The sequence below is a fragment of the Micromonospora matsumotoense genome (assembly GCF_050951065.1).
GTDB classification, from domain to species: Bacteria; Actinomycetota; Actinomycetes; order Mycobacteriales; family Micromonosporaceae; genus Micromonospora; species Micromonospora matsumotoensis.
On the sequence record NZ_CP192025.1, the window covers coordinates 5,978,440 to 5,992,795 of the forward strand.

13 protein-coding genes are annotated in these 14,356 nt (G+C 72.2%); 8 read left to right on the plus strand and 5 right to left on the minus strand.

Features of this window, described 5'->3' with window-relative positions:
• Positions 1-16: 16 nt before the first annotated feature.
• The 3 genes from ACQP1S_RS25335 to ACQP1S_RS25345 all read left to right on the plus strand — a co-directional run bounded on the left by ACQP1S_RS25335 (position 17) and on the right by ACQP1S_RS25345 (position 1,981).
• Positions 17-487, plus strand: a complete 471-nt coding sequence (locus tag ACQP1S_RS25335) for an Lrp/AsnC family transcriptional regulator (RefSeq protein WP_357771000.1) — start codon at positions 17-19, stop codon at positions 485-487.
• An 87-nt stretch (positions 488-574) separates the two neighbouring features.
• Complete coding sequence (locus ACQP1S_RS25340) at positions 575-1,099, plus strand: hypothetical protein (protein WP_432899980.1); 525 nt, start codon at positions 575-577, stop codon at positions 1,097-1,099.
• A 12-nt stretch (positions 1,100-1,111) separates the two neighbouring features.
• Positions 1,112-1,981: a class F sortase gene (locus ACQP1S_RS25345; protein ID WP_432899983.1), complete on the plus strand. Its 870-nt coding sequence runs from the start codon at positions 1,112-1,114 to the stop codon at positions 1,979-1,981.
• Positions 1,982-2,059: 78 nt separating this feature from the next.
• Here the strand turns inward: ACQP1S_RS25345 and ACQP1S_RS25350 are convergent, their stop codons facing one another.
• The gene (locus ACQP1S_RS25350) at positions 2,060-2,605 is read right to left on the minus strand and encodes an HNH endonuclease (protein ID WP_091250588.1); all 546 of its coding nucleotides are present in this window, start codon (positions 2,603-2,605) and stop codon (positions 2,060-2,062) included.
• Between the two features lie 376 nt (positions 2,606-2,981).
• Between ACQP1S_RS25350 and ACQP1S_RS25355 the strand changes: the two genes are divergently transcribed.
• The 3 genes from ACQP1S_RS25355 (at position 2,982) to ACQP1S_RS25365 (ending at position 6,428) form a co-directional block, all read left to right on the plus strand.
• Entirely contained in the window at positions 2,982-4,076 is a 1,095-nt protein-coding gene (locus tag ACQP1S_RS25355) for a mechanosensitive ion channel family protein (RefSeq protein WP_432908298.1), read from the plus strand.
• 510 nt (positions 4,077-4,586) lie between these two features.
• The gene (locus ACQP1S_RS25360) at positions 4,587-5,954 is read left to right on the plus strand and encodes an MFS transporter (RefSeq protein ID WP_091250576.1); all 1,368 of its coding nucleotides are present in this window, start codon (positions 4,587-4,589) and stop codon (positions 5,952-5,954) included.
• A gap of 51 nt (positions 5,955-6,005) precedes the next feature.
• Positions 6,006-6,428, plus strand: a complete 423-nt coding sequence (locus ACQP1S_RS25365) for a globin (protein ID WP_363675032.1) — start codon at positions 6,006-6,008, stop codon at positions 6,426-6,428.
• A 30-nt stretch (positions 6,429-6,458) separates the two neighbouring features.
• Here ACQP1S_RS25365 and ACQP1S_RS25370 read toward each other — a convergent pair whose 3' ends face one another.
• The 4 genes from ACQP1S_RS25370 to ettA all read right to left on the minus strand — a co-directional run bounded on the left by ACQP1S_RS25370 (position 6,459) and on the right by ettA (position 9,989).
• Entirely contained in the window at positions 6,459-7,040 is a 582-nt protein-coding gene (locus ACQP1S_RS25370) for a YbjN domain-containing protein (RefSeq protein WP_091250570.1), read from the minus strand.
• A 131-nt stretch (positions 7,041-7,171) separates the two neighbouring features.
• Entirely contained in the window at positions 7,172-7,891 is a 720-nt protein-coding gene (locus tag ACQP1S_RS25375; RefSeq protein WP_432899988.1) for a hypothetical protein, read from the minus strand.
• Complete coding sequence (locus tag ACQP1S_RS25380; RefSeq protein WP_091250566.1) at positions 7,864-8,310, minus strand: acyl-CoA thioesterase; 447 nt, start codon at positions 8,308-8,310, stop codon at positions 7,864-7,866. The genes ACQP1S_RS25375 and ACQP1S_RS25380 overlap by 28 nt, the downstream gene beginning before the upstream one ends.
• 2 nt (positions 8,311-8,312) lie before the next feature.
• Positions 8,313-9,989, minus strand: a complete 1,677-nt coding sequence (gene ettA / locus ACQP1S_RS25385) for an energy-dependent translational throttle protein EttA (protein WP_091250561.1) — start codon at positions 9,987-9,989, stop codon at positions 8,313-8,315.
• 326 nt (positions 9,990-10,315) lie between these two features.
• Here ettA and ACQP1S_RS25390 point away from each other — a divergent pair, with 326 nt between their 5' ends.
• Positions 10,316-11,716 (plus strand): alpha,alpha-trehalose-phosphate synthase (UDP-forming), encoded by a 1,401-nt coding sequence (locus ACQP1S_RS25390; RefSeq protein ID WP_091250558.1) that lies wholly within the window; start codon positions 10,316-10,318, stop codon positions 11,714-11,716.
• Positions 11,717-11,757: 41 nt separating this feature from the next.
• A complete protein-coding gene (gene otsB, locus ACQP1S_RS25395) occupies positions 11,758-14,319 on the plus strand; it encodes a trehalose-phosphatase (RefSeq protein WP_432908301.1) in 2,562 nt (853 codons plus the stop codon).
• The last annotated feature ends 37 nt before the right edge of the window (positions 14,320-14,356 follow it).

Here is a 14,356-nt window from a genome sequence, read left to right on the forward strand (position 1 = left end):
AAGGTAAGGTCACCGCGTGGACGAGATGGACTGGGCGCTGCTGCGGGAGTTGCAGGCCGACGCGCGGCTGTCGTACAGCGAGCTGTCCCGGCGGGTGCACCTGTCCCCACCGGCGGTCGCCGAGCGGGTCCGGCGACTGGAGGAGTCCGGGGTGATCACCGGCTACCACGCGCACGTCGACCTGGCCCGCGCCGGCCATCCGGTGGTGGCGCTGATCCGGATGTCCTGTTACGGCGCGCGCTGCATCCTGCACGACCCGCAGGTCGTCGACTGGCCGGAGATCCGGGAGATCCACCGGATCACCGGGGACGCGTGCAGCATGCTCAAGGTCGCCGCCGGCTCGATCGGGCAGTTCGAGGCGGTCATCGACCGACTCGCCCCGTACGGGCAGCCGTCCAGCACGATGGTGCTCTCCAGCCCGTTGCAGTGGCATCCGGTCACCCCGTTGCCGACCGGGCCGCCCGCCCCGGGTGCCCGGCACCGCTGAGTCCGGGTTTGCCCCCGGGCCAGCGGGAATGCAGGCCCGCACACCCGTCGCAGGATTCCGGCGAATCGTCGCCGGGAGGGGGGAATCATGCGGGGGCTCACTCTGCACCGTCGTGCCATCCACGCCGTACTCGCGATGTTCGCCCTGATCGGGGCGTTCGTCCTGATGACGGCCCCACCGGCGCGGGCCGGCGAGAACACCTTCGTCGAGGTCACGCCGAACAGCGCGCAGGCCGGCACCCGGGTCACCGTCCGGGCCAACTGCGACAACGCCAACAACCAGCAGGCCACCGTGCACTCGGACGCCTTCGGGCGGGTGGTGCTGCGGCCCGACAACGGGTTCCTCACCGGCGCGGTCACCATCCCGGGCAACAAGCAGGCCGGTGACTATCCGGTGGACCTGCGGTGCGCCAACGGCAACACCGCCTCGGCCATGCTGACCGTGCTGAACATGGCCCAGCCGAGCAAGGGTCCGGCGACCGGCGGCGGTGGCACCGCGGGCGACCGGGGCGCCGGTTCACTGCTGCTGGTCGGCGGCCTGACCGTGGTCGCCGTGGTCGCCGGGCTCGGCGTCTTCGGCGGCAACCGTCGGCGGACCCGGCCCGGTTCCTGACCGCCCGCCACCATGGCCCGTACCCGCCACCGTCGGCCCCGGCCGACCGGCCACCGGATGCGGGCGGCGGCCCGGCGGACCGTCCGGGCCGCCGCGCGCTGCCGTGGGGCTGCCGGCCGGGCCCACCGCCGACTCCGCCGGGTCGCCGGTCGCTTCCGCCGGGTGGCCGGCCAGGCGTTCTCCGCCAGCGTGACCACCGCCGACCCGGTCACCCAGGCCCGTCCGGTACGCCCGGTGCCCCGGCAACCGGCATTCGGCGGGCGGTTCTCCGGAGCCGGGCCGGGCCTTCCGGTGCTGGCGATCGCCGCCGTGATGCTGCTGATCGTGACGATGCTCGGGGTGGAACGGGTCACCGGGTTGAGCGTGCTGCCGGACCGGTTCATCGCCGGCCTGCGCCCACCGCCGAAGAAGTTCCCCGTGCTCTCGGCGAGCCCGCCGACCCGGATCGCGATCTCCCGGCTCGACCTGCGGGCCCCGGTGCACCGGGTCGGCATCGCGCCGGACGGCAGCATCGCCGTCCCCGACGTCGCCCGCGCCCAGGAGGCCGGCTGGTACGACCAGGGCCCCACCCCGGGCCAGTACGGCCCGGCGGTGATCGTCGGGCACGTGGACACCACCACCGGGCCGGCGGTCTTCCACGGGCTGAAGGAACTGCGCGACGGTGACGAGATCGAGGTGACCCGTGCCGATCATCAGGTAGCCGTCTTCGAGGTCGACGAGGTGCAGCGGTACGGCAAGGAACGGTTGCCGGCCGACCAGATCTTCGGCGACTTCAGCCGCCCCAACCTGCGGCTGATCACCTGCGGCGGGCGCTGGGTCGGCGGCGAGACCGGCTACGCCGACAACGTCGTGGTGTACGCCACCCTGGTCCGGGCCCGCTGACCCGCCCCGGCCGGACGGCCTGCACCGGGGCACGACGGCGGCACCCCGACCGGCGGCGCTACTCGGCGGCGGTCCCGGTCAGGCGGCCTCGGCCTCGCGGAGCGGGTCCCGCAGGTCCAGCCAGTCCGCCCAGCGTGGGTCCGGTGCGCGGTGGCCGAGCACCCGCCAGGCGGTGCCCTTCGGGGCTGCCGGCAGGCTGTGCAGCCGCCAGCCCAGCTCGGCCGGGGTCTTGTCGCCCTTGGTGTGGTTGCACCGGGCGCACGCGGCGACCACGTTCTCCCAGGCGTGCCGGCCACCCCGACTGCGCGGGAAGACGTGGTCGATGGTCTCGGCCGGCCCCCGGCAGTAGGCGCACCGGCCACCGTCCCGGGCGAAGATGGCCCGGCGGGACAGCCCGACGTGGGTGCGGTAGGGCACCCGGACGAAGCGGGTCAACCGCACCACCGAGGGGACCGGGAGCGCGTCGTGGGCGCTGTGCAGGATGCCGTCGCCGTCGGCGACGCAGACGGCCTTGGCGGTGAGCACCAGGATCGCGGCCCGACGCACGGACACGACACACAGCGGCTCGTAGGTGGCGTTGAGAACCAGCGCGCCGGAGCCCACCGTGGGTCGTATGTCAGGCATCGTGCTCACCCTCCCGGTCCAGCCGCTCCCACCGCTGGCTGCGCCGGTCGACCCCCGGGCAGCGGAGGGCCACGACCGACTCCGGCGGGATCACCGTCGTCCGTTGACGCCAATCGTCCCTGATCGGACCCCGTTTTGCACGTACTAATCCGGGGCACCCGCAGAACCCTCCGCACGGTGTAGGAAGATTTCCGGTTCGGCGTCGTACGATCATGGGCCGGGACGCTCCCGGCGGGCCGGCCGTCGGCCGTCCGGCCCGCTGCGGTACGAAGACGGGGTGAACGTCGTCAGCCTGTTGTCCACCGTCCTGCCCACCACCCCGAGCCCGGCACCGAGCAGCAGCCCGGGTGCCGGCAGCGGCTCGGGTGCCGACTGTCTGGGCAGCACCTCCTGCGAGTACCTGTTCCGGGTGACCGGATCGGCCTGGTTCGCCGAGGGCAGCTACTGGATCCTGCTCAAGCCGCTGCGGGTGGCGCTGATCCTGCTGCTGGCGTTCGTGGCCCGCTGGGCGCTGCACCGGACGATCAACCGGCTGGTCCGTACCACCGCGCACGGGGCGGTGCCCACGCTGCTGCGTCCACTGCGCGAGCGGGTGCCCACCGCCGCGCTCGACCCGACCGAGTTCGTCCCCGAGCGGCGTCGCCAACGGGCCGAGGCGATCGGTTCGGTGCTGCGCAGCATGGTCACCGCCTTCGTCTTCGGCATCGCCCTGCTGATGATCCTGCGCGAGTTCAGCTTCGACCTGGCCCCGCTGCTGGCCAGCGCCGGGATCGCCGGGGTGGCCCTCGGCTTCGGCGCGCAGAGCCTGGTGAAGGACCTGATCGCCGGGCTGTTCATGCTCATCGAGGACCAGTACGGGGTCGGGGACACGGTCGACCTGGGCGAGGCGACCGGGGTGGTCGAGTCGGTGGGACTGCGGGTCACCACGGTCCGTGACGGTCGCGGGGTGCTCTGGTACATCCGCAACGGCGAGATCATCCGGGTGGGCAACAAGAGCCAGGGCTGGGCGCTGGTCGTGATCGACCTGCCGATCGGGTTCGCCGGCACCGAGGAGGCCAACGCGGTGCTGCGGACGGCCGCCGCCTCGGTGGCGATGGACCCGGAGCTGGCCCCGGAGATCGTCGAGCCGCCCGAGGTGCTCGGGGTGGAACAGATGACGGTCGACGGCGCGGTGCTCCGCACGGTGGTCAAGACCACGGCGGAGGGGCAGTTCGCGGTCGGCCGGGAGCTGCGCCGCCGACTCGCCGAGGCGCTGGAGAACTCGGGCATCACCGCGCGGATCGCGGCGGCCCGGCTCTATCCGGGACTGCCGCCGATCGGCACGACCACCTTCCTGGCGGCCCCCACCACCACCGCCCCGGCCGACCCCACTTCCACCGCCCCCGCCGGCCCCACCGCCACCGGCCCGGCAGCCCCCGCCGGCACCGGCCCGGGCGGCCCGGGCGGCACCGGGTCCGGCGGGACCACCTGACGCCCACCGCGGCACCCACCCGGCTCAGCTGAGCCGGGCCGGTCGCGCCAGACCAAGTCGGACCGGGCCGGACCGAGTCGCGCCAGACCAAGTCGGGCCGGGCCGGCTGAATCGCGCCGGGCCGAGTCGGGCCGGGCTGCTTCGGGCCCGGCCGGGTCCACAGTGCCGCCCGCCCGGCCAGGCAGGTCCCCGCCCGGCCCTGTCCCGCCCGGCCTTTCCGGCCGGGCCCGGACCGGGTCGCTCCGCACCCGGTGGGACCACCTCCACAGTGCCGTCACCACCTGCGCACCGACCCGAAAGTCGGGGCTCGCATACCGGCTGGCCCCTCGGGTATCGTCCGTTCGTTCAGTCGGGGATGCGACGATCAATCCGTTCGCCCTAGTCAGTTGTCAGACGATCGGGCAGAATCCGGTGCACGCGTTCCCGGGAGCGTGATCACGTCATCGCTGATCCGCGAATCTGACGACGGGGCCCCGCCGGGCCATCACAAGTGGCCGGTGTCGGGGCCCGATGGAGGCGACGGTGTCCGACGAGCGACCCGCCCCGGACCAACCGGCCACCTTTCGTGAGGTGTTCGGGAGGGCCGAGTTCCGGGCGGTCTTCGCCGCCAGCGTCCTGTCCTGGGTCGGCGACTACGTCGCCAAGGCCGCGGTCACCGTGCTGGTCTACCAGGAGAGCCGGTCCGTCGCGCTCTCCGCCGCCGCGTTCGCGGTCAGCTACCTGCCGTGGCTGGTCGGCGGTCCGCTGCTCGCCGCCCTCGCCGAGCGCTACCGGCACCGCCAGGTGATGGTGACCTGTGACGTGATCCGGATGGTGCTCACCACCCTGATCGTGCTGCCCGGCCTGCCGGTCTGGGCGATCCTGGCCCTGCTCTTCACCGCCACCCTCGCCAATCCACCCGGTCAGGCGGCCCGGTCCGCGCTGCTACCGGCGATCCTCACCGGCGACCGGCTGGTGCTCGGACTGTCGCTCAACGCCAGCGCCGGCCAGGCCGCGCAGGTGGTCGGCTACCTGGCCGGCGCGGCGGTCGCCGCGGTCAGCCCGACGGCGGCGCTGCTGCTCAACGCGGCCACGTTCGGCCTCTCCGCCCTGATCGTCCAGTTCGGCGTGCAGGACCGCGAGCCGACGCTGAGCGCGGAGCACCGTACCCATCTGCTGCGGGAGACCGGCGAGGGCTTCCGGATCGTCTTCGGCACCCCGGTCCTGCGGGCGATCAGCCTGCTGGTGTTCAGCGCCATGCTCTTCTCGATCGTGCCGGAGGGGCTGGCTGCGGCCTGGGCCGGGGAACGCTCCGGCAACGGCCTGGACTCCGGCGCCGCCCAGGCCGTCATCATGGCGGCCAACCCGGTCGGTTACATCGTCGGCGGGCTGCTGGTCGGCCGGCTGGTGTCACCCGCCGGCCGGCTCGCCCTGATGCGACCGCTGGCGGTGCTCGCCCCGCTGGCGCTGGTGCCCGCCCTGCTGAATCCCCCACCGGTGGTGGTCGCCCTGCTCGCGGCGGCCTGTGGCTTCGCGGTCGCCGGGCTGATCCCGACCGCGAACGGCCTCTTCGTCCGGGCCCTGCCCAACGGTTACCGGGCCCGCGCCTTCGGCGTGATGGCGACCGGTATCCAGGTGATCCAGGGCAGCGCGGTGCTGGCCACCGGCCTGCTCGCCGACCGCTTCTCGGTGCCGGTGGTGGTCGGGGTGTGGAGCGCCGCAGGGGTGGTGCTGATGCTGTTCACCGCGTTGCACTGGCCGGATCGGGCGACGGTCGACGCCGCCGTGAACGCCGCCGACCGGGCCAACGCCGGCACCGGGCCACCCCCGGACGACCAGCCCGACACCTCGGCCACGCGGCCCGGCGAGCGGGCCCACCAGCGGCACGCTGTGACGTGATCGGCCGGCGGGCGGCGGTCGCGGCACCGGCACACCTGGCAGGATGAGTGGGTGACCTCCGCAGGCGACCCCCGGCCCGTTCCGTCGACGACCCTCTTCGAAGCGGTCGGTGGTGAGCCGACCTTCCGCAGGCTGGTCGACAGGTTCTACGCAGGTATCGCCACCGACCCGCTGCTGCGGCCCATGTACCCGGAGGACGACCTCGGGCCGGCCGCCGAACGGATGACGCTCTTCCTGATGCAGTACTGGGGCGGCCCGAACACCTACTCCGCCCAGCGGGGGCATCCCCGGCTGCGGATGCGGCACGCGCCGTTCCGGATCGGACCGGCCGAGCGGGACGCGTGGTTGCGCCACATGCGCCGGGCGGTGGACGAGCTGGCGCTGCCGCCGGAGATCGACGCCGCCCTCTGGGACTATCTGGAACGGGCGGCCTACTTCATGGTCAACGTGATGGAGGACCCGGCCGCCGGTTGATCCGGCGGACGCGGGTCCCCAGCCGCCCGCTCAGAGCAGGGCGCCCTCGTCGTGCAACCAGTCGACGAAGGTGGTCGCCACGGCCGCCCCGCAGTCCAACATCTCCACCAGCAGCGCGTCGTGCGCCCCGGCACCGAGCGGCACCTGCAACTCGGCGTAGATCGGCAACTGACCGCGCTCGGTCGGGTCACCGATGTAGGCCTTGCAGAACCGGCGGGTGTGGTTCCACTCGTTGACCACCCGGTAGGCCCGGTCGGCCCAGTCCGGCGGGACGGTCGCGTGCGGACGGGCCCGCATCACCAGGATCTCGTCCTCCGGGCCTTCGAGGGTGACCAGCACGGCGTGCCGCTCCCACATGGCCAGCAGGTTGCCGTCGCCGTCTGCCAGGTAACGCACGTCGAGCAGGTCGAGTGCGTCGCACACCCGGGCCAGGGTGACCGGTGCCACAGAGACTGGCCGGTCGGTCACCACGGGCCGCTCGGTGCCTGGGCAGTCCTCCGCCGGTTGGCGGGGAGCCGGTGGCCCCACCCGGACGCTGTCCACCGAGATCCCGCTTCGAGTTTCCGTGTCGCCGCCACCGGCGGGACCAGGGCGCCATGACCACCACGGCATCGCTCGCGCACCTCACTCCCCAGCGGATCCAATCGCCTACGGTGCGTTGGATCCGAGGATGGACGGTACCCGGACAGCCGGGTTGAGGCACCCCCCCAACGGCAGCACCAACCCGGAAGAATGAGCCGGGGTCATACTTTCGGCTGATCCCGCGCCGGACGAATTGCGAGATCGGAGACTTTCCGCGACCAGGCGGCTCCGTATGGTCCCACCAGGCCGACCCACCGGCCGGCCACCCGGACCTGGACCTCCTGGGCCCCGGTGACCTCGGCCGGGCCGAGGAAGCCCATCCGGACCAGGCCCTGCACCAGCCGTTGGGTGATCTCCACCGGCGCGCCGGGGTCGGCGTCCGGAGTGACGGTCACCGCCACGTGGTCGAGCAGCGCGTCCCGCAGCACCCGCTGCCCCACCGGGCGTCCGCGTACCCCTTCGGCGGCGGCCGTGCGCAGGGTGCCGGCCGCGGCCTCGGCGATCCGCCGCAGCCCGGCCGCGGGCAGCACCTCGACCGGTCGACTCGCCACCGGCGGCAGCGGCCAGCGCCACCGGTCGTCCCGGCCGGGGGGCAGCGTGGTGTCGGCGGCCGCCAACCGGGCCAGCAACTCGGCCGCCACCACGGTCACGTCGGCGGGAGCCGGGCCGGCCACCGTCCGGACCACCAGCACGTCCCACGGCAACCGGGCCCAGAGCGCGGTACGGCCGACGTCGGGCAGCGGGCGCAGCCGGACCACCGTGGCCGGGTCGAGGCGCACCAGCCGGGCGAGGAAGGCCCCCGCGTCGTCGGCACCGGCCAGCCCGTGCCCGGGCCGGCCGGTGGACCCGCCGTTCACGCCGCCCCGTCGGTCAGCGCCCACGACTCCAGGAAGGCCCGTTCGTCGTCGCTGATCCGCCGGGGTCGCTTCTCGACCAGGTCGAACGGGACCAGCACCGAACGGGCGGTGCTGGCCAGCACCTCACCGTCGTACAACTCGTAGGCGACGGTGAACGAGGCGGCCCGGATGCGCTCCACCCACAGCTCGATCCGGACGGTCGGCGCGGCCTGGGCGGTGGCCCGGCCGAGCGCGTAGTCGACCGGGCGCAGGTAGTCGACCTCGTGCCGACGGATGACGACCCCGTCGGCGAACGAGCCGACCCCCCACGCCTTGCCGCCGGCGAACATCAACGCCACCCGCGCCTCCTCGTACAGGGTGAGGAAGCGCGAGTTGTTGATGTGGCCGTACGCGTCCAGGTCGGACCAGCGCAGGGTGCAGTGGTAGACGAAACGGTCCGCCATGCTCAGTCGCGGGTCAGCTTGCGGTAGGTCACCCGGTGCGGGCGGGCCGCCTCGGCGCCGAGCCGGTCGATCTTGTTCTTCTCGTACGCGTCGAAGTTGCCCTCGAACCAGAACCACTTCGACGGGTTCTCGTCGTCGCCCTCCCAGGCCAGGATGTGGGTGGCGACCCGGTCGAGGAACATCCGGTCGTGGGAGATGACCACGGCGCACCCGGGGAACTCCAGCAGCGCGTTCTCCAGGCTGGACAGCGTCTCGACGTCCAGGTCGTTGGTCGGCTCGTCGAGCAGGATGACGTTGCCGCCGATCTTGAGGGTCAACGCCAGGTTGAGCCGGTTGCGCTCGCCACCGGAGAGCACCTTGGTCGGCTTCTGCTGGTCAGGCCCCTTGAACCCGAAGGCGGCGATGTACGCCCGGGACGGCATCTCGACCTTGCCCACCATCAGGTAGTCGAGCCCGTCGGAGACGACCTCCCAGACCGTCTTGTCGCCGTCGAGGCCCTGCCGGTTCTGGTCGACGTACGACAGCGAGACGGTGGGGCCCACCCGGACCTCGCCGCTGGTCGGCTGCTCCAGCCCGACGATGGTCTTGAACAGGGTGGTCTTGCCGACGCCGTTCGGGCCGATGATGCCGACGATGCCGTTGCGCGGCAGCGAGAAGGACAGGTCGTCGATCAGCAGCCGGTCGCCGAAGCCCTTGCTGAGCTGGTTGGCCTCGATCACCGTGCTGCCCAGGCGCGGGCCCGGCGGGATCTGGATCTCCTCGAAGTCCAGCTTGCGGGTCTTCTCCGCCTCGGTGGCCATCTCGTCGTAGCGGTCCAGACGGGCCTTGGACTTGGTCTGGCGGGCCTTGGCGTTGGAGCGGACCCACTCCAGTTCCTCGGTGAGCCGCTTCTTCATCTTGGCGTCGCGGCGACCCTCGACGGCCAGCCGGGCGGCCTTCTTCTCCAGGTAGGTGGAGTAGTTGCCCTCGTAGCCGATGGCCCGGCCCCGGTCCAGTTCCAGGATCCAGCCGGCCACCTTGTCGAGGAAGTACCGGTCGTGGGTGATCGCCATGACGGTGCCGGCGTACTTGGCCAGGTGCTGCTCCAGCCAGGAGACGCTCTCCGCGTCCAGGTGGTTGGTGGGCTCGTCGAGCAGCAGCAGGTCGGGGGCCTCCAGCAGCAGCTTGCACAGCGCGACCCGGCGGCGCTCACCACCGGAGAGCTGGGTCACGTCGGCGTCCGGCGGTGGGCAGCGCAGCGCGTCCATGGCGAGTTCGAGCTTGGAGTCGATGTCCCACGCGTCGGCGTGGTCCAGCTCCTCCTGGAGCCGGCCCATCTCCTCCATCAGCTCGTCGGAGTAGTCGGTGGCCATCTGCTCGGCGATGGCGTTGAACCGCTCCAGCTTGGCCTTGGTCTCGGCGACCGCCTCCTCGACGTTGCCGAGCACGGTCTTGCTGTCGTTGAGCGGGGGCTCCTGGGCGAGCATGCCGACGGTGTAGCCGGGCATCAGCCGGGCCTCGCCGTTGCTCGGCTTGTCCAGCCCTGCCATGATCTTGAGGAGGCTGGACTTACCGGCGCCGTTCGGACCGACCACACCGATCTTGGCCCCCGGCAGGAAGCTCAGCGTCACGTTGTCGAGCACGACCTTGTCGCCGTGCGCCTTGCGCGCCTTTTCCAGGACGTAGATGTACTGGGCCACGGTGCGGGCTACCTCCGTCGATTGCTGTCGCCTTGGGCGGCGGCGCGGCGCGGGCTGCGACCTTCGCCCGCCGCCGCCGGCCGGGAGCCGGCCACGCGCACGCCGCCGTCAATCCTGACAGGTACGGCCCACCGCGCCCACATCACCCCGCCCGGCATCGTCCGCGTCACTACCGCTACCGCTGAGCTGGCGATGTTGACAAGATCACGGTGCGGGTTCAGCGGCCGTGGGACGGGTAGGTAACTCCGGCACGGGGTCCCAGACGCCGCAGCTACGCTCAGTACGCTCATCGCGGTGGACCCGTCAGCACCCGGAGGTGGCCGATCGTGACCGTCCGTAGCTCCTTTGTCGTTGTGGCCAACCGACTGCCGGTCGACGAGGTGAGCACACCCGAGGGACGGCAGTGGCGGCGCAGCCCCGGTGGGCTGGTCACCGCGCTGCACCCCGTCCTGGCCGAGCACCGGGGCACCTGGGTCGGCTGGGCCGGTGGCACCGGCGCCGCCCCGGAGCCGTTCGACCTGGAGGGCATCCGCCTGCACCCGGTGCCGTTGAGTGCCGAGGAGTTGGAACGCTACTACGAGGGCCAGTCCAACGCGACCATCTGGCCGCTCTATCACGACGCCGTCGAGACACCCGCCTACAAGCGCCGCTGGCGGGAGGCGTACCGGCTGGTGAACGCCCGGTTCGCGGAGGCGGCGGCGGACGTCGCGGCCGAGGGCGCGACGGTCTGGGTGCAGGACTACCAGCTCCAGCTGGTCCCGGCGATGCTGCGCGAGCTGCGGCCGGATCTCAAGATCGGCTTCTTCCTGCACATCCCGTTCCCGCCGATCGAGCTGTTCATGCAGATGCCGTTCCGCACCGAGATCCTACGCGGTCTGCTCGGCAGCGATCTGGTCGGTTTCCAGCAGCGGTTGGCCGCGCAGAACTTCGTCCGGCTGGCCCGGCACCTGCTCGGGCTGCGCTACGAGGGTCAGATGATCCAGGTCGACGGGCGGCAGGTGAAGGCCGGCGCGTTCCCGATCTCCATCGAGACCAGGGAGATGGAGCGGCTCGCCGAGGACCCGGCGATCCAGGCCCGGGCCAAGCAGATCCGCGAGGAGCTGGGCAACCCGAAGACGATCATCCTGGGCGTCGACCGGCTCGACTACACCAAGGGGATCGAACTCCGCCTCAAGGCTTTCCGGGAACTCCTCTCTGACGGAAAGTTGACAGTTCCGGACGCGGTTATGGTGCAGGTCGCCACGCCCAGTCGCGAGCGCGTGGAGCACTACCAGGCACTTCGTGTCAAGGTAGAACGCGAGGTTGGTCGGATTAATGGCGAATTCGGCAGGGTCGGCGTGCCGGCGGTGCATTATCTGCATCAGTCGTACAGTCGCTCCGAACTGGCCGCGATGTACGTCGCGGCCGACGTGATGATGGTGACCCCGCTGCGAGACGGAATGAACCTGGTGGCCAAGGAGTACGTCGCATCGCGCGCCGACCAGGGCGGTGCGCTCGTGCTCAGCGAATTCGCCGGCGCGGCCACCGAGCTGCGTCAGGCGTTCCTGTGCAATCCGCACGACCCCGACGCCGTCAAGGACGCCCTCCTGCGGGCTGTACACGTAGAGAAGCCGGAGGCCCGCAGACGCATGCGGATCATGCAACGTCATCTGCGCACCCACGATGTGGGGCACTGGGCGAATTCCTTTTTGACCGAGTTGGGCGCACCGGGGACGGAGGCCGAGTGAACGCCCCCACCGCCGAGATCATCACCCCCGCCGCCGGGACCATGGACCCGGAGCTGCTCGCGGCGATCGGACGGATCGCCCGCGTACCACAGCTCCTGGTCGCCTGCGACTACGACGGCACCCTCGCGCCGATCGTCGAGGACCCGAGCAAGGCGGTGCCGCTGCCCGAGTCGGTCGCCGCCGTCCGGGCGCTGGCCGCGCTGCCGCAGACCACCGTCGCGGTGGTCTCCGGGCGCGCGCTGCGCGACCTGGCCGCGTTGTCCCGGCTGCCCAACGAGATCCACCTCGTCGGCAGCCACGGCTCCGAGTTCGACATCGGCTTCGTCGAGCGGCTCTCCCCCGAACTGGTCGCGGTCCGCACCCGGCTGCGCGACGCGCTGCGCGAGATCGCCCTCGCCCACCCGGGGGTACGGCTGGAACGCAAGCCGGCCAGCGTCGCGGTGCACACCCGCGGGGTCGACCCCCAGGTCGCCGCCGCCGCCGTCGAAGCCGTCCGCAACGGGCCCGCGAAGTGGGACGACGTCACCGTCACCCAGGGCAAGGAGGTCATCGAGCTGTCGGTGGTCGCCACCCACAAGGGCACCGCGGTCGACCAGCTGCGCACCCAGCTCTCGGCCAGCGCGGTGCTCTTCATCGGCGACGACGTCACCGACGAGAACGCCTTCGGCAACCTGCACGGCCCCGACCTGGGCATCAAGATCGGCCCCGGCGACACCCAGGCGCACTACCGGGTGGCCGAGCCGATCGAGGCGGCCCGGGCACTCGGCCTGCTGCTGGAGACCCGCCGGCACTGGCTCTTCGGCGAGCGGGCGGTGCCGATCGAACGGCACTCGATGCTCGCCAACGGCCGTACCGTCGCGCTGCTCACCCCCGAGGCCAAGGTCAGCTGGCTCTGCCACCCCAAGCCCGACTCGGCGGCGATCTTCGCCGACCTGGTCGGCGGCAGCCCGGCCGGGCACTTCACCGTCGGGCCGGAGCGCGGCGGCATCCCGCTGGGCCAGCGCTACCGCAACGGCACGATGACCGTGGAGACCCGCTGGTCGGGGCTCACCGTCACCGACTGGCTGGACCTGCCGGCCCGGGAGACCACCCCGGACGGCCCGGCCGTCATCACCGGTGACTCCACCCTGGTCCGGGTGCTCACCGGCTCCGGCCGGGCCCGCATCGAGTTCGCCCCGCGCCCCGAGTTCGGCCAGGTCGCCACCCAGCTCCAGCCGATGGACGACGGCCTGCTGGTGCTCGGCTCCAACGAACCCGTCGCGCTCTACTCCCCCGGGGTGACCTGGCAGGTCCGCAACGACGGCGGGTACCAGACCGCGCACGCCGTGGTCGACCTCTCCGCCACCGGCGGCCAGGTGGTGCTGGAGCTGCGCTTCGGCACGCACAGCCTGGAGAACCACGCGGTCGCCATCCACGACCGGCAGGCCAAGGCCGAGCAGCCCTGGAAGGACTGGGTGGCCTCGCTACGGCTGCCCGCCACCGCCCGGGACCTGGTCGCCCGCAGCGCGCTCACCCTGCGTGGGCTCTGCCACGAGGCGACCGGCTCGATCCTGGCGGCGGCGACCACCTCGCTGCCGGAGGAGCTGGGCGGCGTCCGCAACTGGGACTACCGGTACTGCTGGCTACGCGACGCGGCGATGACCGCGCGGGCCCTGGTCGACCTCGGCTCGATCGAGGAGGCCGAGGCGCTGCTGCGCTGGGTGGACGGCTGCATCGAGCGCACCGGCGGGCACCCCGAGCGGCTGCACCCGCTCTACACGGTGGACGGTTACGAGCTGGGCGCCGAGGCGGTCATCGACACCCTGCCCGGATATGCCGGCTCCCGGCCGGTCCGGGTCGGCAACCTGGCCAACCACCAGCTCCAACTGGACGTCTTCGGCCCGATCGCCGACCTGATCGCGGCCGTCGCCGACGCCCGGGGCTCGGTCCGCGACGACGAGTGGCGGGTGCTGGACAACATGGTCGAGGCGGTCCGCCGCCGCTGGCACGAGCCCGACCACGGCATCTGGGAGGCCCGCCTCCCACCCCGGCACCACATCTTCTCCAAGGTGATGTGCTGGATGACCGTCGACCGGGCCCTGCACGTGGTGCGTCAGCACGACGGCGAGGACCGGCCGGAGTGGGTCGAGCTGCGGGACCGGATCGGCGCCAACGTGCTGGAGAACGGCTGGCACGAGGAGGTCGAGGCGTACAGCGTCGCGTACGGCGACGAGGACATGGACGCCTCCTCGCTCTGGATCGGGCTGTCCGGCCTGCTCCCGGGTGACGACCCGCGCTTCCTCTCCACCGTGCTCAAGATCGAGGCGGATCTGCGCAGCGGACCGGTCGTCTACCGGTACCACTGGGACGACGGCCTGCCCGGCCGGGAGGGTGGCTTCCACATCTGCACGGCGTGGCTGATCGAGGCGTACCTGCGCACCGGTCGGCGCACCGACGCGGAGGAGCTGTTCGCCCAGATGGTCGACACCGCCGGCCCGACCGGGCTGCTCCCCGAGCAGTACGACCCGCTGGCCGAGCGCGGGCTGGGCAACCACCCGCAGGCGTACAGCCACCTCGGGCTGATCCGCTGTGCCCTGCTGCTGGACAACATGCTCAAGCAGTAGATCGACTCACCTGCGCCGATGTAGCGGTATCCCCACC

Bases quoted from the DNA above. Each gene is read 5' to 3' on its own strand.
- ACQP1S_RS25340 (WP_432899980.1), top strand. From the start codon at position 575: ATGCGGGGGCTCACTCTGCACCGTCGTGCCATCCACGCCGTACTCGCG.
- ACQP1S_RS25345 (WP_432899983.1), top strand. From the start codon at position 1,112: ATGGCCCGTACCCGCCACCGTCGGCCCCGGCCGACCGGCCACCGGATG.
- ACQP1S_RS25350 (WP_091250588.1), bottom strand. From the start codon at position 2,605: ATGCCTGACATACGACCCACGGTGGGCTCCGGCGCGCTGGTTCTCAAC.
- ACQP1S_RS25360 (WP_091250576.1), top strand. From the start codon at position 4,587: ATGGAGGCGACGGTGTCCGACGAGCGACCCGCCCCGGACCAACCGGCC.
- ACQP1S_RS25370 (WP_091250570.1), bottom strand. From the start codon at position 7,040: ATGCCGTGGTGGTCATGGCGCCCTGGTCCCGCCGGTGGCGGCGACACG.
- ACQP1S_RS25380 (WP_091250566.1), bottom strand. From the start codon at position 8,310: ATGGCGGACCGTTTCGTCTACCACTGCACCCTGCGCTGGTCCGACCTG.
- otsB (WP_432908301.1), top strand. From the start codon at position 11,758: ATGGACCCGGAGCTGCTCGCGGCGATCGGACGGATCGCCCGCGTACCA.